We start from the raw sequence: 21158 nt of genomic DNA, 5'->3' as shown, positions 1-21158 counted from the left end.
ATCAACGCCCTCCCTTGATACGGTGGGGGAGTTCTGTCTGTTGTTCAATGCTCATACCGTGTCTCACGGGGGTCATACATGCCCGTTGGTTTCTCACGCCATTAATGAGGCATCTGCATTCTGAACAATGGCCGATATTGCAGTACAATCCTCTCGGTTTGCCATCTTTCTCATGGTATCGGAGGGTACGGATGCCATTGGCCAGGAGTGCAGCAGTCAAACTTTCTCCTGCGTTACCGTAGAGCGTCTGATCATTCCAGTTGAACGGCACGGGATTATGTTTTATCTCGCCTAAAATTTTATGATAGGTGATTCTTTCTGTCATCGCTCATCCTCCTCTGAAAGTGCGCCCATCGAAACGGTTCTGATCGGGGGCTGAGATTTTAAATGGACATAGGAAGGCGCCTCCGTGTTTTGATCCCCGGTGAGCTTTTCAAGGAAAGGACCGCAGGTTCTGGAATTACAAAAGCCCATGCCCGCCCGTGATTTCAGTTTGAGTTCCCTGGAATTATTCGTTCCGTTTTCTATGATATCCAAGATTTCCGAATAGTAGACATTTTCACATCTGCATACGATGAAATCATTGTCATTCTGCATAAATATCCCTTCTTTTAAATGATTTACATTTAAATAAGAAAAATATGTGCCAGCTATAAATCGAACTTTTTAATCTTTGCATATAGTGTCGGGCGGCTGATGCCTAAAGCCTGGCTCGCCTGTTCAATATTGTGGCCGTTCTGTGTCAGTACCTGGCTGATATAATCACCTTCTATTTTATCGACAAAGTCTTTCAGTCCAAGATTATCCTCTGTCCCGGGCATCGGCATGTGCTGCGCATGCGCGTCGACTTCTGTTAGATACTGTTCAAAGATGTCGAAATCCAGATTTTCTTCACTGGAGAAAATCACAAGCCGTTCCACCACATTGATCAGTTCCCTGACATTCCCCGGCCAATGATAATTTTTCAGCTGGCTGAGCAGCTGCCGGCTGGCGTATCTGGGATGCGTGCCATACTTCTCTGAGATACGGTGAAGGTAATAAAAGAAGAGGGACTCGATATCGTCAGGACGTTCTCTGAGCGGAGGTATCTGAATGTTGATGACGTTGATTCTGTACAGAAGATCCGCTCTGAAGTCATCTGAAGCCAGCAGATCGGCAATTTTTTTATTCGTTGCAGAGACCAATCTGAATTCCGCCTGCTTTTCCTTATTGCCTCCGAGTTTAAAGTACTGTTTTTCCTGCAGGACCCTTAAAAATTTCACCTGCATATCTGCCGGCATTTCACCGATTTCATCCAAAAAAAGTGTGCCGTTTTCCGCAAGTCCAATTTTCCCTGTGTTACCGCTTCTGTTCGCTCCTGTGAAGGCGCCTTTTTCATAACCGAACAGTTCAGATTCGAATAAATGCCTGGGAATTGCACCGCAGTTAATCGGTATGAAGTCTCCTTTTTCTTTACTCAGGTCATGGATGGCTTTTGCGAACAGCTCCTTGCCGACACCGGTATCGCCGGTAATCAATATCGTGGCATCGGTCTCTGCTGCTTTTTCAATCCGGGATTTCACCCGCTCCATCATCGCACTGCGTGAAATGATATTCCTGAAGCTTTCCCCGTTGTTCAGCTGATTCATACTGTCAGAAAGCACATTCACTTCACTTTTTAAGTCTTCGATCTGTTCTTCCTGTTTCTTCTGTTCAGTTACATCGACTTCCGATACAATCGCCCCTTCCACCCGTCCATCTATACAGATCGGCACGGATTTGATATTCACATATATGTCTTTCGTCGCCAGATGCTGTTTCTTTTCTATCCGTTTGTTCTCCCTCAGGGACTGAAGCATCACCAATTTATCTTCAGCAAATACTTCTGTAATTTTCTTTCCTACGACATAATCCACACTCATATCAAAAATTTCTGCGGCCCTCTCACTCCAGTAGATGACGTTTTCCGCTTTGTCGATAATGGTGAAAGAGTGGTTATGAAAATTGATGAGTTCATTCACTATTGCTTTATCCAGCATAAGATCCACACCTTTCTGTTAAGTTATTGATAATAATTATATATTTCTTAACAGATTGAATCAAATTTAATGGGAGTTCAGTATCTAAGACCCTGGCATATAAATTTCTTATGTATGGATAGAGAAAGCGGGGTGGAAATTTGACGACAGATTTAAGCGATGTTCTGGTTATTGGCGGTGGTGTCATCGGTGCCAGTATTGCCTATTATACCGCGAGGAAAGGGATGAAGGTCACCTTGCTGGAAGCGGCAACTGCGGCAGCCGGCACAAGTTCGAAGTGTGACGGCAATGTGCTGCTGATTGATAAAGAAACTGGTTTTGACAGTTATATGGCGATGAAAAGCCAGGGTCTGATCCAGGATTTATCCGAAGAACTGGAAATGGATTTTGAGTACCGGAGACCGGGCAGTATCTTCCTGTGTGCCAATGAAGATGAACTGGCGCAGGGATACAGGTGGGTGGATCAGCATAATGCCGAAAATGGGGAGCATGAATTTTTCAGAAAACTTTCCAAGGAGGACTTAAACAATGATTCCAAATATTTTTCGGATCATTTGGCCGGCGGCATCGAATGTACGAATGATTCGACATTGAATCCCTATATGCTGACATTCTCGTTACTCAATCAGGCCGGGCACCATGACTTTGATATATATGAGCATACGCCTGTCACCGGCATTAAAAAAGCTGATGATACTTTCCTGGTGTCCGCTCATGAAAAGGTGTTCAAGGCAAAGCAGGTGATCAATGCTGCAGGGGTCTGCGCACCAGAAGTCGCAGCGTATCTTGATATTAAAGTGCCGATCCGGCCAAGGAAAGGGCATATACTGGTTTCTTCAAGAACTGATCTCATGGGGACGAGAAAGATTCAGGAGTTCGGATACTTGATGACGAAATTCGGAAAGGAGCGGAAAGCGCATGAAGAGATGAACCGCTATGGTGTCGCCCTGGTTCATGAGGCGACCCACAGCCAGAATTTCCTGCTCGGCAGCAGCCGTGAATTTGCGGGTTTTGATACGACAGTGAATCATAAGGTCATCAGATTGATTGCCCAACGGGCGATTGAATATTTCCCAGCGATGAAGGACGTCAATATCATTCACAGCTATGCGGGATTGAGGCCATGGACACCGGACCATTTGCCCATCATGTCCGAAACCAGCGTGCCAGGATTTTTTGTTGCCGCGGGACATGAGGGTGACGGCATCGGATTGTCGGCAGTCACCGGGCTGTGGATGTCGCAGATGGTGACCGATTCCCTTGAAGACGATCTCAGCCCGCTTGACATCAACAGATTTCAGGAGGTGGGCGGTTGAAGTATAAAGCGAAACAATTTGTAACCATTGATACCCATACGGGCGGCAATCCGACACGTACGGTGCTGGCCGGGATGCCTGAGCTCGCGGGAGAAACCATACAGGAAAAGATGATGGATATGAAAGAGAATCATGATCATATCAGAAAGTTTCTCGTCTATCCCCCCAGAGGACATGACATCTCGAGCGGGACGATTTTACTGCCGCCGTTGAAACCGCAGGCAGACTTCAGTGTCATATTCATAGAAACCGGCGGTTATCTCCCGATGTGCGGTCACGATACCATCGGTACTTGTACTGCACTCGTGGAAATGGGGTACGTCGACAGGAAAGAACCCTTTACGTCTGTTGTGCTGGATACACCGGCAGGCATCGTAGAAGCTGAATGCGAAGTGGAAAATGGGAAAGTGCAAACAGTCACTTTCATCAGTACGGATTCGTTCCATCTGATGACTGTCTATGTCGATTATAAATCTCATAAGAATGTGAAAGTGGATATCGCCTACGGCGGTAATTTCTACGGCATACTCAGAGCCGGTGATTTAGGGCTGGCACTGGATGTGTCTGAGTCTCAGGAGATTGTTGGCACATCGATGGCTATCCGGGACATTATCAATGAAATCCATGAAGTGAGGCACCCGGAGTTCCCGTTTATCGACAAGCTGACCCATATGGAACTGTATCGTGACGGGAATATTGTCAAAAATACGGTCGTTGTGCCGCCCGGAGGCATTGACCGTTCACCCTGCGGCACGGGCACCTGCGCAAAAGCAGCTACACTATATGAAAATGGAGAAATTATGAGGGATGACGTTTTTATCCATGAAAGTATTACAGGATCACAATTCAAAGCCAGCCTCATCAGCTCTGAAGCTAGAGATGAATTCACATACCACAGGATTTCGATTACGGGTTCAGCATGGATTATGGGCAGGCATGATTTATATATGGATGCGGACGACCCGCTGCAGGCAGGATATTTATTAATACCGGAGATATAGAGGTGGGGAAATGATTGTGAAAGTGGTGAATGGGTTTGATATTCATATATACGGTCAGGTGCTGAGAATCATTGAATTCGATGAAATGAAAGTGAGTCCTGATGGATTTGATCTAAATCAGTTGCTTTTGAATGAACCTCGTGGCAATAAGTATATGAATCTGCTGACATTCAAGGAGACACCTTCGCTGATTCACGTCACGCTGGCGTCGGTGACAGGGGTAGAGAATGAAGATATACTGCTGAAGGTGTGCCTGAGGGCGTTGTTGGATCGGCACAGGATTAAAACGGAAAGTGAATATAGCATAAAAATCAATGGTTCAGTAAAGACATTTAAACATCAGGAATTGAACACAACCGCATTATTTGAAGTGAAGCATAACGGTACAGATTACACAATCAATCATAAACGCATCAAAACTGTTGAGACAGATCTGCAGCTGGAAATTCATAACATCAGTGCAATTAAAGAAGAAATAAATAAGCAGACAGACAGTAACTATGATTATTTGGTACTCGAGCATGACACACAGCATATTGCAGCAAACCGCAATGGGGATATTTTAGCGCACCCCGTACTGGAGGTGCTGTCCTTGCTTAATCATAAATTCGAGTGGCATGAGATCAGCATCTTCAACGGGGCGGATATCAGCATTCAGGATGGCCGGCTCGGGCATCCGTATCATCTCATATCGAATTCTCAATTCTATGTGGATGACACGGATATTTATCAGCAGGGCTTTGTCATCAAATAAATCTTACAAGGGGATGGGAAAATGGCAAGAGAGAAGAAACTGCCAAGTGTCAGGATAATGCTTTCCATAATGGTGTTATTCATCGTCATCATGTTTGGTTCAATCGTTATTTTGGAATTGCCGATCCAGCTGGCTTTGATTGTCGTCTGGTTTATGATCATGGCATTCGGCATCTACTTGGGATATACGTATCTTGAAATGGAGAAAGGACTTTTAAAGGGAATTTACGAAGGGCTGGGCGCCACACTCATCCTGATTTCTGTCGGCGCCCTGATCGGTTCATGGATTGCCGGCGGCATTGTACCGACCATGATATATTACGGGCTCAATATCATCAGCCCGGGGATATTTCTAATGGCAGCGATGATCATTTGTGCGATCACAGCGCTTTCCACAGGAACCTCTTTCGGCTCTGCCGGAACTGCCGGCATTGCCATGATGGGCATTGGTGAAAGCTTTGGTCTGCCGCTACCCCTGGTGGCCGGTGCGGCGATTTCCGGCTGTTATGTCGGCGATAAAATGTCACCGCTGTCTGATACAACGGTCATGACCGCATCACTCTCCAAAGTGGATCTGTTCCGGCATATCAAATCCATGTCCTATGTCTCTATCCCGGCATTTGTCATCGCGGCAATATTGTATTGGATAGTCGGGGTCATCATGTATGACGGCAGCGGTGATCTTACATTAGCTGAAAACACGATCATCGGTCTTGAAGAAAATTTTAACACCTCCTGGTTTATGCTCATACCGGCTGTCATCGTCATCATTATGCTGGCATTTAAACTGCCTTCGATTCCGGTGATATTGTTCGGTGCGCTGCTGGGCAGCTTATGGGCAGCCTGGTTCCAGGGATATGGCTTTATCGAAGCGATTCAGACACTTTACACAGGCAGCGAGCAGAATACAGGCATTGCCTTTATCGACAATCTGTTAAGCCGCGGCGGTATCACGTTCATGCTGGAGGTTATTCTGTTGATCCTTCTGGCGCTCGGTGTCGGGGGTCTGCTCCAGGTCATCGGTGCATTTACCGTGCTCGGGGATGTATTCTCCAAATGGGCTACAAACACAGGTCATCTGACATTAACCACTATGATTGCAGCGTTTTTTGGTGCATTCTTTGGTGGAGCGGCATATGTGACGCCCATCACCGGCACGAAAATAACTGAAGAAAACTATAACCGGAACAATATCAGCCGGACATTAATGTCGAGAAATGTTGAAGCGGGCGGTACCATTACCACGCCAATGGTCCCCTGGGCTGATGGCGGGGTGTATATGGCAGCAACGCTGGGGGTTGCCACACTGGCATATATCCCGTTCTTCTGGTACGGCTTCCTGGTTATTATCATCACTCTGATTTATGGTTATCTTGGATTATTTATAATGGAAAAAGATGAAGAGGAAAGGGAGAGGGATAAAGAATATGAATAAACAATTTGAAGGTGCATTCCCGGTATTGATTACGCCGATGAACATGGATCATTCAGTCAATTACGAGGGCATGAAAGAAAATGTGCGGTATTATCTGGACCAGAATGCTGCAGGGATCGTGATTGTCGGAAGTACAGGAGAGTTTGCTTCCATGGACGAGGCGGAGAAGAAGCAGATTGTCGAGCTGATTGGCCCGATGGTGAAAGATACGGATACACAGCTGATCGTCGGGGTTTCTGATGAACGGACAAGTAAAATCATCGAGTACGCCAGGCATGCAGAAGACAATCATGCAGACGGGCTGCTCGTCATCAACTCATTCTACCAGACACCGACGGAGGAGGAGTCATTCCATCAGTTTAAAGATGTCAACGACCAGGTGAGCACACCCATCATGATGTATAACAACCCATTCACAGCCAATGTGAATCTCGAAAATGAAACGATATTCAAAATAGACCAGGAACTTGATAAAGTGCAGTACATTAAAGAATCCAGCGGTGATATCCTGAAAGTCAGAGCGGTTGCAGACCACTCGGATCTTGGATTATTTTGTGGTTCGGATGATCTGGCATTTGAATCATTTGTGCAGGGCGCCACCGGGTGGGTGTCCGTGGCAGCGAATATCGCACCTAACAGTGCGGCCAGACTCTATGAACTAGTTAAAGCGGGGAAATATAAGGAAGCTAAAGCGCTGAATGAAGATCTGCTGCCGTTATGTGAATTTCTGGAGGATTCTGGGAAATATGTGCAGATCGTCAAAAAAGCGATGGACCTGAAAGGCTTGCATGGCGGCCCTTCCAGGAAACCGCGGCTGGGTCTGAACGAAGAGGAAATCACAAAACTTGAGAAATTGATGCAGACAGTGGATTGATCAGCAAAAATCAGCGGGTAAGTCCGAATTCAGGCTTATCCGCTGATAAACTTATATATGGTTCAGTATTTGATGTTTATACTTGTTTACAGTCCTTCTGGAAATTGAGATTCCTAAATTATGAAGGCTTCTGGATATCTTACTGTCCGGCATCTGGTCAAAATCAGCCAGGTTTCTGATCTGATACATAACATAGCTGACAGAAAGGTTATCCTTGTATTCCCTGGACAGCAGCGACTGAATGGGGAGTGTACCCTGGGGTGCAGCAACAAATTTATTGGTCAAAAGCCGGCTGATTGTCGCGGGGCTTAAACCGGTTGCATCCGCCAGATCATTCTGATCCAGCGGCTTCAGAAAGCCGCTGTGGCCTTGTAAGTAGTCTTTTTGCGTGTGCACAATAATCGTCAATATATCCGTCAAATAAACCCGCCGGGCATTTAAAATCGAAGACATTTCTTCAAAATCCTGCTTGTACTTCTGAATTTTCTTCTCAAAGGCCTCGTCTGCGTTATCAAGAGCCAGCGGCTCAAATTCAATGCCTTCAGACAGATAATCATTGATTGAAATTTTAAACCCCGTCCCATCTTTTATGATCGAGGCGTCAGGCTCAATGAAGGATACATCCTCTGACACAATCGGTGATAAGTCACAGGATTCAGTAATCAGTGTGACATAATCCAGCAGTTCATCCTTGTCCGCACTGAGTCCTTTCAGAAATTCGAAATTCCGATTCCTGATATCTTCTAAATTGGTAGTGAAAACATCAAATAGCATTTCATCATATAACCCCTGTCGCTCTAATTGAAATTTCAAATAATCAAATGTATCGAAACAGCCGATGCCCCGGTACTCATCATATGACTTCAATGCCTCAATCAGTTGTTTCACCAGGGATTCAGAAGTATTTGTCAGCAGGGATATTTCTTTTGTATCCGCTTTTAAAAATCCGTTGGCGTCAAGAGAATAGAGGATATGGTTCATGATGAACTTTTCCTTATCTTTCAACGAACAGTTAAAGCAGGAAAACACTTCAGAAAGCGTGTCAGAAGATTTCTGATCCTTATGATAAGACAGAACAGAAAGCGGTATTTTTTCCTCGTCAATGCAGATTAAAGGATTCTCTTCACACTTTTTCCTGATGTAATCGTTCAGTTCGTGAGCGGAGTATTTGAACAGGCTGATAGAGTGATAGATGTAATTGTTCAAAGAGAGGCCAACTTCATTGGATATGAAATTTTCCAGCTTAATCATATAGACATCCCCTCATGTAATATATGTTTCGATGTTGAATTCATCATAGCATGTGAGGTATATTAGTTCTACACAAGTATACTGATTATTCTAAATTTTACAGTGGGTAAAATTATGTTTATATAAATGGATGAACTGAACCAGCAGGGGGGGAGGTTATAAAATATGAAACGTGTGATAGACAGATTTGTATATAGAGGAAAGACAATGGAGTTTTCAGTAACTGGAGACGGAGAGAATCCAATTATGCTGCTGCATGGCGGACATTCAAACTGTCACGAGGTTTTTGGCCGGGATGTCCTGGTCAACAACGGATTTACGGTCATCATCCCTTCACGAGCAGGGTATGGCAATACCTCAAGAAGTATAGGAAATTCAATGGCAGAGGCGGCAGAATATTATATCAAACTGCTGAATCATCTATCTGTTGATGAAGCCTCAATTGTTGCTGTATCCGCAGGGGGCCCGACGGGGCTGTATATGGCTGCCAAATATCCGGAGAGAGTGAAGTCATTGACATTGCAGAGTGCGGTGACTAAGGAATGGTATAAGACCGAAGATCATTTATATAAAATTTCCCAGGTAATATTTCGTCCGCCTTTTGAACGGTTTACCTGGAAAATGTTATCCGGGATGAATAATATTGCGCCTGACTTTACCTTCAAGATGATGTTTTCCGCCTTCAGCAGCCTTAATTATGAGGAGGCTGCCGATAAAATATCAAAATCTGATGTGGAAAGTGTCCGAAAGATGAATAACAGACAACGCTCAGGGAGTGGGTTTTGATTGATTTGAAGCAGACTGGTGAAATCTCCAATTCATTTTTACAGAATATCAGATGCCCCGTTCTGATCATGCATAGTGAATATGATGCCTCCGTTTCCGTTGAACATGCCTTTTACGCAAATGATCAAATACAAGACAGCAGGCTCTATATTACGCCATCATGGGGCCATCTCATATGGCTGGGAAAAGATAAGCGCAATGTGAATCAAAGAGTGCTGGAGTTTTTGAATAACGAGAAATAGGAATGTTTGGGGATGCAAAATTTATGGAAACCTCAGGCCTCTCTAAGGAGGGTGGGTATTTGTAACTTTCTGTGTTTTCCTTCAACCATTGTGTGATTTCAAGGATACCCACTTTTCCTTGTGCAGCCAATACCGTAAAATCTTCATTTTCCTGATTATTGCGCTTTAGTTTATATCCATTTTTCTTTAAAACCAACCGGCATTCTGAGTTTCAGGTATAAATTTGGGCAACAATTCATACCTTTCAACATTAAATTTATCTTTTGGTATGAGGACAAATTTTAGGTTACAAATTATTTGATTATGATATAATTATACTGTAACTAATGATTAATTTTTGCCGGGTAGAAAATTTAAATAAGTGGTGATCATTTATGTATAAGAACATTTTAGTGCCTTATGATTTTGGAAACTCATTCAAAAACGTTCCAGGGCAATTGGAGAAGCTGACGAAAAACAGTGAGGAAGGTGCAACAATCACTGTATTCAATGTGCTTTCTGAAAGAGAGCTTGAAAGCTACGTCAAGTATCAAGGTAAACATTTTGAAGATCTGACGGCTGACAAGGAAATGGATCTGGTACCTTTTCTCGAGGAGCTGGATGCTCTGGGACTGAAATATGAAACGAAGTTTAAGACTGGGAGAGCCACCAGGGAAATCATCAATGAAGTTAATGCAGGTGATTATGAAATCGTGCTCATGAGTAACCAGCGTTCTGAACGTGACATAAAACACGTCTTGGGGCATGTCACACATAAAGTGGCGAAACGCGTCAACATACCTGTGTTGATCGTCAAGTAGCTCGAGCAGGTAATTATGATTTATAAAGAGGTGGAGACATAATATTCCACAGATCACACTTTCGCTTATTTGAGCTGGTCAAACTCATAGGCGGAAGTGTCTATTTTGGTTATACGTTTATAACTCAACTGATAATCGATGTATAAATACTCAGGCTGCGCTGCAATGCGTACAATTTGTAAGAAAAATGACTATCAAATTGAATTTTGATAGTCATTTTTGTTTATATGCTTATGAGAACCATTCAGGATACAAATTTTCATCCATTTGCTAATTGGACAGTCCCATCTGTTTCATAAAATCAACAACATCAGAGGAAACCCAATAGTCTCTGATCTTTTCATTTTCTATATGGAAAATATCCGTACCTGAGAAAGAAACTTGATCTCCTTCTTCAGCCGTGGCATCGTTCATAGTGCCATTATACTCGCCGGTGAACGTCCAGCGGGCGGAGATATAATTTCCCTCTGAAATAGGACCGATTTCCAAAGTCATTTTCGAATCATTGAAATAATATTTCCCTGAACTTATAATTTCCTTCAAAGCTTCCGGCCCTCTGGTGATTTTAGAATCCCTTCCATCCGTTCTTGCCTGGTGGACCACACAATGGTCATCGACAATATCATCAAGATAGGATAAATCTTTATTCCACGCATTTATCCATCGATTGTAGATCTCTTTATTATTCATAAACTCATCTCCAAAATTATATGTTTCCTTATTCCACGTAAACATTCCAATTAAACGAATGAAATTTTCGTTGACATTTAATACGCATCAGATATTAGTTATAGTATTTAATGCAATGGTAACTTAGATGAGGAAAAGTATAACAGTTAGTATCTATAGATTGGTGTAAAAGCGTAAAACGGTGCCAAAATTGCCTGCACCGGTTTGCCGAGAGTAATACTCACTCAAATCTAAACGATAGTTTAAAAGCGACCTTCCAATATTAATTCTTGGAAGGTCGCTTTAACGTTTTCTTCATTAATGCTGTACTTGCTCCGGCTTCTCAGTGCTTAGTGTACCCTTCTGGGAATGGATCGGGAAATAGAATTTCTTCTAGTAAATTTTAGTCGTTCCGCCGTCGACCATGAATGTCTGACCTGTGATGTAATCGGAATCTTCACTGGCCAGAAACACGGCTGTCCGGCCGATATCAGATTCAGTGTCGCCTAAGCGGCGAAGGGGGATGCTGTTGATCATCTGCTCATAAAGTTCAGGTGAATGTTTGCTCCATGTTTCAACACCCTCTGTCGAAGCAATGGGGGAAATGATATTGACGTTAATATCATCCGGCCCCCACTCATTGGCAGCGACCCTTGTAATTCCGCGGATTGCTTCCTTGGCTGCAGCATATGAAGCCTGTGTTGGCTGGCCATTAATCCCTGCGCCCGAGGCAAAGTTGATCACTTTTCCTTGTGTTTTCTTAAGTTCCGGATATGCAGCTTTCATAAAATTGAATGTCGGATAGAAACCTGTACCGAATGAAAGATCGAACATCTCCAGTGTCGTTTCTGTAAACAGTGCCTGCTTTGAAGCGTGGGCATTATTGACCAGGATATCCAGCCTGCCAAATTTATCGGTTACTGCCTCGACGACCGCTTTAATATTTTCTTCATATGAAATGTCTTTAATGAATAAGGTGCCCTCAGTATAGTGGTTAATCTCTTTCAGCGTCTCCTGTCCTTTTTCTTCATTAATATCGACAATGGCAATATGTGCCCCTTCTTTTGCCATCGCCAGGGCAATCCCGCGGCCGATGCCAGAAGCACTGCCAGTAATGATGCCGACTTTGCTTTCCAATCTCATGCTTCATCATCCTTTATGTGTTATTCGTTTGCCATTAATATGTGATTTCCCCGTCAGTACGAGGTGGAACTGACTTTTCTCAGTCTATAAAACTTTTGAGCCAGCTGATCATTTCGTTGCTGATATTTTCATAGGCATGCATTTCATTAAATATTTCGTGCTGCAGCCCTGCATATATGAACAGTGATTTAAGCTCTGAAGATATTTCCTGATAGAATTCCAATGAATCATCCGGTGAAACCAGACCGTCATCTGCCCCATGCAGAATCAATACAGGATCAACAAAATTCTTCGGTTTTTCTTTTAGGTATTCCACACCTTCTAATACTCTTCGTGTCAAACCGACTGAAATTTGCTGTTTGATCAGTGCGTCCTTCTGATATTCTTCCACAACGCTTTCGATACTGCACAGACCCTCACCGATGGAATTGGTGAAATAATCTTCGTCGTTCAGACTTTGATCCACCCCGGCAAAAAGTTTCGTGTTATAACGTGTCAAAGCCCCGCTGGTGATATAAGCATCAACGGTTCCAGGATACTTTGAGCCATAAAGTGTGACGGCATAACCTCCCATACTGTGTCCGACTAAAAATACTTTACCTGTAAATGTTTTTTTGACAAAACCAACGGCTGCTTTGACGTCTTCCGCGATATCATCCATTGCATTGTAATACACGTCCCTGCCTCCAGAGCGGCCGTGACCTCTGTGATCAAAACGGACAACGTTGAAATCATGTAACATAAAACTGTGTGCCACATGGTCGTAGCGGTCAAGATGTTCAGCCAGGCCATGGACGATGATTACAGTGCCCAGGCCTGCTTCAACTTCATTAATCTTTGCGTTCAGCATCGTGCCATCTGCAGATTCCAAATTTTTAAAATAAGACATTTCTTCACCCCTCCTGACTATAAGTATACTGGAAATTAACCCAATCCTTAATGAATATGTATTTACTAATCATTAATAATCGCTGATATTACAGCGCTTTTAGCTTCAAATAGTATAAAACATCTTAAAATAGAAGTTTTAAGTACTCCCTCATAAAAATAATTCATGCCAGTAAAAGAAATCCCAGTGGAGAGTTGAGAAATTATTTTGATTTATACGCGAATATCCGGCCCGCCAAAACGATGGGAGGCATTGATAGTGTGGTGGGCCGGGCAGATCTGGTAATATACAGAGAAAATACCGAGGGGTTTTATCCGGATAGGAATATGTATGATGGTGCGGGTGAATTCAAAATCACTGACGATGTCGCATTGACAACCGGTATATTTACTAGAAAAGGCATTGGGCGAATCGCACATGCTGCCTTCAAAGCGGCAGACCGTCGCAGGAAAAAAGTGACGATTGTACATAAAGCGAATGTCATCAAACTTGCGAGCGGTTTATTCCTGGACATTTGCAAAGAAGTTGCAGAATCATATCCGGAGGTTGAAGTCGACGACTATCATGTGGATGCAATGGCGGCCCATCTCGTCCGCAGGCCGGGAGGTTTTGATGTTGCTGAAGGATTTACTGAAGCAATTATTGACCGGTTATGATAGAAATGAATTTGGAGCGGGAGCGCTAAAAATAAAGAAGGAACCAGTTCTAAACTGGTTCCTTTCCCTATCCTTATTCCGTCAGCAATGGGTAATACCCTTCTTCAGTGTGTGTTTCACTTCCCACAAGGGGTGGGTTAAAGACACAAACCATGCGCATCTGCGTTCTGGCCCGCAGTCGATGCTTATCGTTTTCATCGAGTATATACATCGTTCCTGGTTTGATTTGATAAACATCTCCGGTTTCAACTTTTTCAATTTCGCCTTCCCCTTCAATGCAGTAAACCGCTTCAATGTGGTTTTTGTACCAGAAAAAGTTATCTGTGCCTGCTTTAATGAGGGTGTCGTTCATGCTGAAGCCGACCCCATTATTTTTCAGTAGAAAGCGGCGGCTCGTCCAGTTTTCACCGGAGGTTTCATCTGCAGTTCCAGCAATATCTTCAAGTGATTTTACGATCATATCTATGTCTCCTTTGTCATTATAGAGTGTCTATTTAATTCGTGGATTATAGTCTAATCAAGCACATGTTTGATACTATCCTCAAGAATTTCCAGGCCTTTTTCCAGCCCTTCCTTCTCAATGATCAGCGGCGGCAGGAATTTGACAACTTCATCGTCTGGCCCAGAAGTTTCCACAATCAGACCGCGCTTAAATGCTTCTCCGCAAATGTCATCTGCCATCCCGTCTACATGAATGGCTATACCTTGCATTAATCCTCTGCCACGGGCTTCAGCTTTCAGTTCTGGATAATTTTTTACCCAAAGTTGTATCTTATCTGTCAATATTTCAGCTTTCTCTTGAACGGATTTGCTTAATTCATCGTTTTCCCAATTGGTTAACGCCTCTGTCGCAGCAAGAAACGCCAGATTATTACCGCGGAATGTTGCGTTATGCTCGCCCGGCTCCCATACATCATATTCCGGTTTAATTAACGTAATCGCCATTGGCAATCCAATTCCGCCAATTGATTTGGAAAGACAAACAATATCCGGATTAATTCCGGCAGGCTCAAAACTGAAGAATGTACCTGTTCGGCCGTTACCTGCTTGAACATCATCAATAATTAATAAAATGTCCCAGCGCCTGCAAATATTTTCTACTTTTTTAATCCATTCTAACCGGGCAGCATTCATGCCGCCTTCTCCCTGGACCGTTTCCAGAATGATGGCTGCCGGCAAAGCGACGCCGCTTCCGCTATCCTCCAGAAATTTTTCCAAATAAGCAAGAGAATCCTGATCTTCTACATAATCATCGAATGGCATAGATACCGCATGATGAAGCGGAATGCCTGCACCATGACGTTTAAATGAATTAGCTGTCACAGAGAGCGACCCGATTGTCATGCCATGAAAAGCATTTGTAAAACTAATCACCGAATCTCTGCCGGTTACTTTCCTGGCTATTTTCAAGGCACTCTCTACGGTATTTGTACCCGTGGGACCTGGGAACATAATCTTATAATCCAGCTCTCTGGGTTTAAGAATCACTTCTTTGAAGCGTTCGAGAAATTCCTTTCTTGCAGTTGTTGCCATATCGAGACTGTGCGTAACACCATCATTTTTGATGTATTCAATTAATTTTTCCTGCATAGTGTCATCGTTATGACCATAATTCAGTGCGCCTGCGCCTGCAAAAAAGTCAATATACTCTTTTCCATCTGTATCCCACAGCTTATATCCTTTAGCTTTTTCGAAAACCGTCGGCCATCCTCTGCTGTAACTTCTTACGGCTGATTCTATTTCTTCAAACGTTTTCATTTTCTTTTCGCTTTCTTCTGTCATTGTCATGAAATCATCCTTTTATCAATATTTTTTAATCTTGAACAGGTCCGATTTTAAACAATAGTTCGTCTTCATGGCCTTCTCCGGGAAATTCATCTGACGAGAAATAATCGCCTACGTCACAATCGGTATCAAGCTTTTTAGCAAGACCTTGAAAGAGGTTCTGTGACGGTTTATTTGATGGGGATACGGTTGCTTCTACATATTCAATCGCTTCGCAGCGATCGCGATTAAGCAGTTGAAACAGCATCTTCGTACCTAGCCCGTTGCCACGTTCGGATTCATTAACAGCTACTTGCCAAATGAACAATGTATTCGGTTTATCCGGATGGATAAATCCAGAAATAAAGCCGACTGTCTCCCCATCTCTCTCCGTTACAATTGAAGTTTCCGAAAATATCTCACACCACATGAGATAGCTGTAAGAGGAGTTAAGGTCAAGCACACCTGTCTGTTCGATTAATGCCCAGACAGCAGCTCCATCGTCTTTACTTGGCTTACGAAAATGAAAATCGCTTTTTATGGCCGTATCACTTGCCAATTCACGAATTCCGCTTTTACTGATTCTCTCACCTCCGAAATTATCTTTGTAGATCGTTCATATTAAAGACTAAATCGAAGGATTGGTTTTGTCAAGCCGCCCCCCTGGCCGTTTTGAGCGGTCTTCATCAGCACATCCAAAGCCTGGCTTGACCCTCAGTAAGATGATAAACTTCTTACATTAAAATGATGGGGGCCCATCGATGAAGCCGTGTAAAACATTCAAATAAAAGAAAATTTATAATATTTAGTGATATATTTGTAGGAAGTATACCGATATGCTAAAGTTTTTATATATTTTATAGAAGGAGTGACCTGAATGGGTTTGAAAGAAAAATTGTTTGAAAAACTTGAATCAAAAGAAGAACAGATGGTTGAAATGCGCAGACATCTGCACCAGAACCCTGAATTGTCCTTTGAAGAGGAGAAGACGGCCAGGTATATCGAAGATTTTTATCAGGGCAAAGAGGTGAAAATGACGACAAACGTCGGAAATGGGCACGGTATCATTGTTGAAATTGAGGGAAAAGGACCCGGGCAGACCATCGGTTTGCGGGCGGATTTCGATGCCCTGCCGATTCAGGAGGCAGCGGATGTACCATTCAAATCCCAAAATGACGGGGTGATGCATGCGTGCGGCCATGATGCACACACCGCTTATTTACTTTCACTGGGTGAATCACTGATTGAATTGAAAGAGGAGTGGAACGGGCGGATCAAATTGATCCATCAGCATGCTGAAGAGGTACCGCCGGGCGGGGCAAAAAGTATTGTTGAGTCCGGTATCCTGGATGATCTGGATGAGGTTTACGGTATCCATGTATTCCCGATGATGGATGTTGGCACCATTGGACTGATTGAAGGCAATTCCATGGCCGGGCGCTCAAATTTTGATCTGACGATCCAGGGCAGCGGCGGCCATGGTGCGATGCCGCATACAACCAGAGATGCACTTGTTGCCGGTTCGTATTTTGTCGCTGAAGCCCAGACAATTGTCTCCCGCCATATGGATCCGATGGATTCTGTTGTTGTGTCAGTGACGGCATTTGATGCACCGGGCGGATATAATGTCATTCAGGATAAAGTGACACTCCGGGGGACCGTACGTTATTTGGAAGCGGAGAATAAAGTGCCCGCTTACGAAGCGATGAAAAAAATTACGGAGGGTATTGAGCGCTCATTCGATGTGCAGTGTACGCTGGATTATGTATACGATTATCCGGTCACTTACAATCATCCAAAAGAAACCAGACAAGTCGAGCAGATTTTAGACCAAAGTAAAGGAGATTATATCAAAGAAATTATTCATCCCAGACCAGCCAGCGGTTCCGAGGATTTTGCCTATTACTTGACCAAAACCCCCGGCACTTTCATCCACGTCGGTTCACGACCGGAGGGGGTGGAAATCCCGTATCCGAATCACCACCCTAAGTTCGAAGTTCATGAAGATGCATTGCTCGTCTGTGCCAAAACATTGGGTGAGGTCGCTTTGAATCGATTGGAAGTATAATCTATTTTAAATGATCGAAGGGGGACAAGTGTATGGCAGGTATGGAACTTGCAAACAGTCCAGTGGTCTGGTTATTTGCTTCAGTCATCATAATCCTGGTGCTCCTGCAGGCAGTGAAGTTTCTGACTATGTCCAGAAAAGCGGCGAATGAGGTTGGTTTAAGCCGCAAGGACACCAATCGTGCGATTAAAACCGGAATTATTACAGCAATCGGGCCCTCCGTGGGTATTATTATCGTTGCAGTGTCTCTGATCTCACTTATTGGGAACCCGCTCACAATGATGAGGATCGGAGTGATTGGTTCTGCACCTATTGAAAGCATGGGTGCACAATTATCAGCGGAAACCGCTGGGGTTTCCCTGAGTGGGGAAGGGCTCTCTCCAGAAGTGTTTAATTTGATCGTCTGGACGCTTTGTATCGGCGGAGCGGGGTGGATGATCTTTTGCTTTTTTGCAACGGCTTCCTTGAGTAAAATTCAAACAAAGTTAACAGAAACCTCGAAAGGTGAATACCTTTTAGGCGTTATCGCTAGCGGTGCCATGATTGCTGTTTTTGGTTCATTGATCGGTGGGGAGATGTTAAAAGGCTCACCCTATATATTTACAGGTGTCGTTGCTATGCTCTCCTCCCTGATCATTAATTATATTTCTGATAAGAAAGAAATTATGTGGCTGAAAGAGTGGTCGCTTGGTTTTTCCATTCTAATCAGTTTAACTGCAGTTTATTTCTTTATATAAGATGGAGGAGGGATTAAATGGAGCAATTCAGATCAAACGCGCACAGATGGGGGCGTATATCCTTAGGTTTGGGCATTCTCATTTCGTTTGCCCTGCCAATATATATTTCATTCGCCATGGGATACCACCCAGGCTTCCAAATGATTCTTTCAAGCCTGCTGACATATGGAGCAGTGATCGGTATCGTCTGGTTTTTGGAACCAATCATGTATTTTCCGGTCCTCGGGGTCTCAGGGACTTACGTTGCCTTCTTTACGGGTAATATTTCGAACATGTGCCTGCCGGCAGTCGCCTCCTGTCAGGATGCTGTCGGTGTCGCGCCAGGGACGGATAAAGGGGAAGTCGTCGGTGCATTGGGGATCAGTGCCGCTTCATTGGTGAATAAGATCATCCTGATTCCTGTTATCCTGGCCGGTTTGTGGCTGCTTACAGTCATACCCGAAAGTGTGCAGGAAGTATTCCCCTATGTGCTGCCGGCCATATTCGGTGCAGTACTTGCACAGTTTGCCAGTAAAACGCCTGTTTACGGCCTCCTGGCACTGATTATTGGCATATTGGTTAACATGGCCGCAATTCCATTGTTTGCAAAAAATGTCTTATGTATCGTTATACTGGTCGCCATTATGCTATTTGCAGATTCAAGGAAAAACAAAAAATATCAAAATGCATAAAATTCTGAGGACCTATAGTTAAGTTGTTACATTAAAATCCCCCGATTCGAAATCGGGGATTTAATCATTAGTACTGCACCAGATATTCTTCTATCTCCCAAGGGGTGATTTGTGAACTGTACATTCTCCATTCAATCATCTTGTTTTCATGGAATTGTTTGGCGATGTGTTGACCCAGAGCCTCCTGGATCACCGGGTCATCGCTCAGTGCTTTCAACGCGGTATATAATGTCGTTGGGAGGTCTTCGACATTTTCTACTTCCCTTTCCTTATGGGTCATTTCATAAATGTTTTCATTTACCGGGCTGTCCAGTTCCAGCTCATTTTGGATGCCATCGAGACCGGCTTTCAGGATAGCCGCTGTGGCAAGGTATGGATTGGCTGACGGATCCAGTGATCTGACTTCCGCCCGCGTGCCCTGTCCTCTTGAAGATGGAATCCTGAGAAGCGGTGAACGGTTTCTGCCGCTCCATGCGATATATCTCGGCGCTTCGAATCCGGATTGAAGTCTTTTATAGGAATTGACAAGCGGGTTGGCAATCGCTGTATACCCTCTGGCATGTTCCAGCAGTCCCGCCATGAAGTGTTTCATTTCCTTGCTGAAACCCATTTCATCTTCGGCATCATAGAAAGTATTTTTACCGTCCTTAAACAGGGATACATTATAGTGCATACCGCTGCCGGGCTTGCCGTATAGTGGTTTTGGCATGAATGTTGCATGCAGGTTATGTTTACGTGCAATGGTTTTAGCAACGAGTTTGAATGTCTGAAGGCTGTCTGAAGCATAAAGGGCATCGCCAAATTTAAAGCTGATTTCATGCTGGCTGGGTCCGATTTCATGGTGGAACATTTCCACTTCGAAGCCCATCTGATCCAATGTTTTTGCAATATCCCTGCGGCAGTTTTCGCCGTAATCGATCGGAGCCAGGTCGAAATAACCACCCTCATCACTCAGTTCAGTCGTCTCTTCACCATCTTTGGTGAGCTTGAACAGGAAAAATTCCGGTTCCGGTCCAAGGTTCATCGCATCATAGCCCAGATGCTCCATTTCTTTAATCACGCGTTTGAGGTTGGACCGCGGGTCTCCGACAAAAGGTTTACCGTCAATGCCGTACACATCGCATATCAATCTTGCAATCCTTTCATTTTCCTGTGACCAAGGGAAAATCACCCAAGTATTGAAGTCCGGCTTTAGGTACATATCAGATTCTTCGACGCGTGCAAAACCTTCGATTGAGGAGCCGTCAAACATCATCTCTCCATCCAAAGCTTTGTCGAGCTGCGTAACTGGAATCTCGACATTCTTGATTGCGCCCAGGACATCTGTAAACTGCAATCTGATATACCTGACTGCTTCATCTTCGGCCATTCTCAAAATATCTTCCCTTGAATACTCGTCCATAAATTATCCACTCTCCTAAATTGTTTAACCGTACATTTATGTATGCTGAATAAATGCACACCTTTTTAACTTTAGCCTAATTTCAGGAAGGTAAACACATTTATACAACTTAAAGATTGATTTTTCCCGATAGAGGCGGTATAATTAGATCAAATTAAAATATATTAAATTTAATATAATTAATTCTGAATCATTTGAAGGAGGTGCAGCCATGGAAGAAAAGAATCGCCGTATAAATGCCTTTACCGTTTTTATGAAATCCTCTGCATCGGTTGAGAAATTGATCAAACAAGATTTTCTGAAAAAAGAGATCAATTTAAATGAGTATGCGATTCTTGAGCTCCTGTATCACAAAGGGGACCAGCCCATCCAATCCATCGGCCGAAAAATTCTGATGGGGGGCGGCAGCATCACCTACGTCATCGATAAAATCGAAGATAAAGGTTTCCTGTACAGAAAGCCGTGTGAGGAAGACCGCCGGAAAATGTTTGCCTGTATTACTGAAACGGGTAAGGCATATATGGATCAGAGAGTGGTTGAACAGGAAGCACTCATCAATACGATTTTTGATGAATGGGACGACGATGAAGTTGAAAATGCCATCCAGCTGCTGAAAAGAGTAGGTATCCATGCTGAAAGTCTGCTGAAGTAGTTTCGAAAATAAGGCTTATGCCGGGAGGTAT

At 43.8% G+C, this 21158-nt stretch carries 23 protein-coding genes and 1 pseudogene; 13 read left to right on the top strand and 11 right to left on the bottom strand.

Annotated elements, in window-relative coordinates:
* Position 1: 1 nt before the first annotated feature.
* From G343_RS0101275 to G343_RS0101265, 3 genes are read right to left on the bottom strand one after another with little or no spacing between them, the layout of a single operon-like run.
* Positions 2-325, bottom strand: coding sequence for a (2Fe-2S)-binding protein (locus G343_RS0101275; protein WP_020006319.1), 324 nt, complete (start codon positions 323-325; stop codon positions 2-4).
* Positions 322-597 (bottom strand): (2Fe-2S)-binding protein, encoded by a 276-nt coding sequence (locus tag G343_RS0101270; protein WP_020006318.1) that lies wholly within the window; start codon positions 595-597, stop codon positions 322-324. Before G343_RS0101270 ends, G343_RS0101275 begins: the two co-directional genes overlap by 4 nt.
* Before the next feature lie 53 nt (positions 598-650).
* A complete protein-coding gene (locus G343_RS0101265; protein WP_020006317.1) occupies positions 651-2018 on the bottom strand; it encodes a sigma-54 interaction domain-containing protein in 1368 nt (455 codons plus the stop codon).
* Between the two features lie 140 nt (positions 2019-2158).
* On the opposite strand from G343_RS0101265, the gene G343_RS0101260 reads away from it, so the two are divergent.
* From G343_RS0101260 to G343_RS0101240, 5 genes are read left to right on the top strand one after another with little or no spacing between them, the layout of a single operon-like run.
* Positions 2159-3334 carry an NAD(P)/FAD-dependent oxidoreductase gene (locus G343_RS0101260; protein ID WP_020006316.1) on the top strand — a complete coding sequence of 392 codons (1176 nt, stop codon included), beginning with the start codon at positions 2159-2161 and terminating at the stop codon, positions 3332-3334.
* Complete coding sequence (locus G343_RS0101255) at positions 3331-4335, top strand: proline racemase family protein (protein ID WP_020006315.1); 1005 nt, start codon at positions 3331-3333, stop codon at positions 4333-4335. Before G343_RS0101260 ends, G343_RS0101255 begins: the two co-directional genes overlap by 4 nt.
* Before the next feature lie 10 nt (positions 4336-4345).
* Positions 4346-5089 (top strand): hypothetical protein, encoded by a 744-nt coding sequence (locus G343_RS0101250; protein ID WP_020006314.1) that lies wholly within the window; start codon positions 4346-4348, stop codon positions 5087-5089.
* 21 nt (positions 5090-5110) lie between these two features.
* Positions 5111-6523 carry a Na+/H+ antiporter NhaC gene (gene nhaC, locus G343_RS14125; protein ID WP_020006313.1) on the top strand — a complete coding sequence of 471 codons (1413 nt, stop codon included), beginning with the start codon at positions 5111-5113 and terminating at the stop codon, positions 6521-6523.
* Positions 6516-7397, top strand: coding sequence for a dihydrodipicolinate synthase family protein (locus tag G343_RS0101240; protein WP_020006312.1), 882 nt, complete (start codon positions 6516-6518; stop codon positions 7395-7397). Before nhaC ends, G343_RS0101240 begins: the two co-directional genes overlap by 8 nt.
* A 51-nt stretch (positions 7398-7448) precedes the next feature.
* Here G343_RS0101240 and G343_RS0101235 read toward each other — a convergent pair whose 3' ends face one another.
* Positions 7449-8648: an RNA polymerase factor sigma-54 gene (locus G343_RS0101235; protein WP_020006311.1), complete on the bottom strand. Its 1200-nt coding sequence runs from the start codon at positions 8646-8648 to the stop codon at positions 7449-7451.
* A gap of 165 nt (positions 8649-8813) precedes the next feature.
* Here G343_RS0101235 and G343_RS14730 point away from each other — a divergent pair, with 165 nt between their 5' ends.
* From G343_RS14730 to G343_RS0101225, 3 genes are all read left to right on the top strand, one after another.
* Positions 8814-9434 carry an alpha/beta fold hydrolase gene (locus tag G343_RS14730; RefSeq protein ID WP_245541921.1) on the top strand — a complete coding sequence of 207 codons (621 nt, stop codon included), beginning with the start codon at positions 8814-8816 and terminating at the stop codon, positions 9432-9434.
* Entirely contained in the window at positions 9431-9676 is a 246-nt protein-coding gene (locus G343_RS15665) for an alpha/beta fold hydrolase (RefSeq protein WP_245541920.1), read from the top strand. The genes G343_RS14730 and G343_RS15665 overlap by 4 nt, the downstream gene beginning before the upstream one ends.
* A 374-nt stretch (positions 9677-10050) precedes the next feature.
* Positions 10051-10476, top strand: coding sequence for a universal stress protein (locus G343_RS0101225; protein WP_020006310.1), 426 nt, complete (start codon positions 10051-10053; stop codon positions 10474-10476).
* A 270-nt stretch (positions 10477-10746) separates the two neighbouring features.
* Here the strand turns inward: G343_RS0101225 and G343_RS0101220 are convergent, their stop codons facing one another.
* From G343_RS0101220 to G343_RS0101210, 3 genes are all read right to left on the bottom strand, one after another.
* Positions 10747-11166, bottom strand: a complete 420-nt coding sequence (locus G343_RS0101220; RefSeq protein ID WP_020006309.1) for an ester cyclase — start codon at positions 11164-11166, stop codon at positions 10747-10749.
* 372 nt (positions 11167-11538) lie between these two features.
* Positions 11539-12288 (bottom strand): SDR family NAD(P)-dependent oxidoreductase, encoded by a 750-nt coding sequence (locus G343_RS0101215; protein WP_020006308.1) that lies wholly within the window; start codon positions 12286-12288, stop codon positions 11539-11541.
* Between the two features lie 79 nt (positions 12289-12367).
* A complete protein-coding gene (locus G343_RS0101210; protein WP_020006307.1) occupies positions 12368-13177 on the bottom strand; it encodes an alpha/beta hydrolase in 810 nt (269 codons plus the stop codon).
* 164 nt (positions 13178-13341) lie between these two features.
* Here G343_RS0101210 and G343_RS14115 point away from each other — a divergent pair.
* Positions 13342-13794 (top strand): annotated as a pseudogene (locus tag G343_RS14115) (isocitrate/isopropylmalate family dehydrogenase); the annotation flags it as partial.
* Between the two features lie 112 nt (positions 13795-13906).
* On the opposite strand, the gene G343_RS0101200 reads toward G343_RS14115, so the two are convergent.
* The 3 genes from G343_RS0101200 to ectA are packed head-to-tail and all read right to left on the bottom strand — an operon-like array spanning position 13907 to position 16156.
* A complete protein-coding gene (locus G343_RS0101200; protein ID WP_020006305.1) occupies positions 13907-14293 on the bottom strand; it encodes an ectoine synthase in 387 nt (128 codons plus the stop codon).
* A 53-nt stretch (positions 14294-14346) separates the two neighbouring features.
* Positions 14347-15621 (bottom strand): diaminobutyrate--2-oxoglutarate transaminase, encoded by a 1275-nt coding sequence (ectB, locus tag G343_RS0101195; protein WP_020006304.1) that lies wholly within the window; start codon positions 15619-15621, stop codon positions 14347-14349.
* Positions 15622-15646: 25 nt separating this feature from the next.
* Positions 15647-16156, bottom strand: coding sequence for a diaminobutyrate acetyltransferase (gene ectA, locus G343_RS0101190; protein WP_020006303.1), 510 nt, complete (start codon positions 16154-16156; stop codon positions 15647-15649).
* A gap of 318 nt (positions 16157-16474) precedes the next feature.
* Here ectA and G343_RS0101185 point away from each other — a divergent pair, with 318 nt between their 5' ends.
* The 3 genes from G343_RS0101185 to G343_RS0101175 are packed head-to-tail and all read left to right on the top strand — an operon-like array spanning position 16475 to position 19073.
* Positions 16475-17665, top strand: a complete 1191-nt coding sequence (locus tag G343_RS0101185) for an amidohydrolase (RefSeq protein WP_020006302.1) — start codon at positions 16475-16477, stop codon at positions 17663-17665.
* Between the two features lie 32 nt (positions 17666-17697).
* Positions 17698-18402, top strand: a complete 705-nt coding sequence (locus tag G343_RS0101180; protein WP_020006301.1) for a DUF5058 family protein — start codon at positions 17698-17700, stop codon at positions 18400-18402.
* Positions 18403-18419: 17 nt separating this feature from the next.
* Complete coding sequence (locus G343_RS0101175) at positions 18420-19073, top strand: hypothetical protein (RefSeq protein WP_020006300.1); 654 nt, start codon at positions 18420-18422, stop codon at positions 19071-19073.
* A gap of 67 nt (positions 19074-19140) precedes the next feature.
* On the opposite strand, the gene glnA is transcribed toward G343_RS0101175, so the two are convergent.
* A complete protein-coding gene (glnA, locus tag G343_RS0101170) occupies positions 19141-20475 on the bottom strand; it encodes a type I glutamate--ammonia ligase (RefSeq protein ID WP_020006299.1) in 1335 nt (444 codons plus the stop codon).
* A gap of 211 nt (positions 20476-20686) precedes the next feature.
* Here glnA and G343_RS0101165 point away from each other — a divergent pair, with 211 nt between their 5' ends.
* Positions 20687-21127, top strand: a complete 441-nt coding sequence (locus G343_RS0101165; RefSeq protein ID WP_020006298.1) for a MarR family winged helix-turn-helix transcriptional regulator — start codon at positions 20687-20689, stop codon at positions 21125-21127.
* Positions 21128-21158: the final 31 nt, after the last annotated feature.

The organism is Salinicoccus albus DSM 19776 (assembly GCF_000385175.1).
GTDB classification, from domain to species: Bacteria; Bacillota; Bacilli; order Staphylococcales; family Salinicoccaceae; genus Salinicoccus; species Salinicoccus albus.
This window is presented reverse-complemented; position numbering and strand designations above follow the sequence as displayed.

Bases quoted from the DNA above. Each gene is read 5' to 3' on its own strand.
- G343_RS0101275 (WP_020006319.1), bottom strand. From the start codon at position 325: ATGACAGAAAGAATCACCTATCATAAAATTTTAGGCGAGATAAAACAT.
- G343_RS0101270 (WP_020006318.1), bottom strand. From the start codon at position 597: ATGCAGAATGACAATGATTTCATCGTATGCAGATGTGAAAATGTCTAC.
- G343_RS0101265 (WP_020006317.1), bottom strand. From the start codon at position 2,018: ATGCTGGATAAAGCAATAGTGAATGAACTCATCAATTTTCATAACCAC.
- G343_RS0101250 (WP_020006314.1), top strand. From the start codon at position 4,346: ATGATTGTGAAAGTGGTGAATGGGTTTGATATTCATATATACGGTCAG.
- nhaC (WP_020006313.1), top strand. From the start codon at position 5,111: ATGGCAAGAGAGAAGAAACTGCCAAGTGTCAGGATAATGCTTTCCATA.
- G343_RS0101240 (WP_020006312.1), top strand. From the start codon at position 6,516: ATGAATAAACAATTTGAAGGTGCATTCCCGGTATTGATTACGCCGATG.
- G343_RS0101235 (WP_020006311.1), bottom strand. From the start codon at position 8,648: ATGATTAAGCTGGAAAATTTCATATCCAATGAAGTTGGCCTCTCTTTG.
- G343_RS14730 (WP_245541921.1), top strand. From the start codon at position 8,814: ATGAAACGTGTGATAGACAGATTTGTATATAGAGGAAAGACAATGGAG.
- G343_RS0101225 (WP_020006310.1), top strand. From the start codon at position 10,051: ATGTATAAGAACATTTTAGTGCCTTATGATTTTGGAAACTCATTCAAA.
- G343_RS0101220 (WP_020006309.1), bottom strand. From the start codon at position 11,166: ATGAATAATAAAGAGATCTACAATCGATGGATAAATGCGTGGAATAAA.
- G343_RS0101215 (WP_020006308.1), bottom strand. From the start codon at position 12,288: ATGAGATTGGAAAGCAAAGTCGGCATCATTACTGGCAGTGCTTCTGGC.
- G343_RS0101210 (WP_020006307.1), bottom strand. From the start codon at position 13,177: ATGTCTTATTTTAAAAATTTGGAATCTGCAGATGGCACGATGCTGAAC.
- G343_RS0101200 (WP_020006305.1), bottom strand. From the start codon at position 14,293: ATGATCGTAAAATCACTTGAAGATATTGCTGGAACTGCAGATGAAACC.
- ectB (WP_020006304.1), bottom strand. From the start codon at position 15,621: ATGACAATGACAGAAGAAAGCGAAAAGAAAATGAAAACGTTTGAAGAA.
- G343_RS0101185 (WP_020006302.1), top strand. From the start codon at position 16,475: ATGGGTTTGAAAGAAAAATTGTTTGAAAAACTTGAATCAAAAGAAGAA.
- G343_RS0101180 (WP_020006301.1), top strand. From the start codon at position 17,698: ATGGCAGGTATGGAACTTGCAAACAGTCCAGTGGTCTGGTTATTTGCT.
- G343_RS0101175 (WP_020006300.1), top strand. From the start codon at position 18,420: ATGGAGCAATTCAGATCAAACGCGCACAGATGGGGGCGTATATCCTTA.
- glnA (WP_020006299.1), bottom strand. From the start codon at position 20,475: ATGGACGAGTATTCAAGGGAAGATATTTTGAGAATGGCCGAAGATGAA.
- G343_RS0101165 (WP_020006298.1), top strand. From the start codon at position 20,687: ATGGAAGAAAAGAATCGCCGTATAAATGCCTTTACCGTTTTTATGAAA.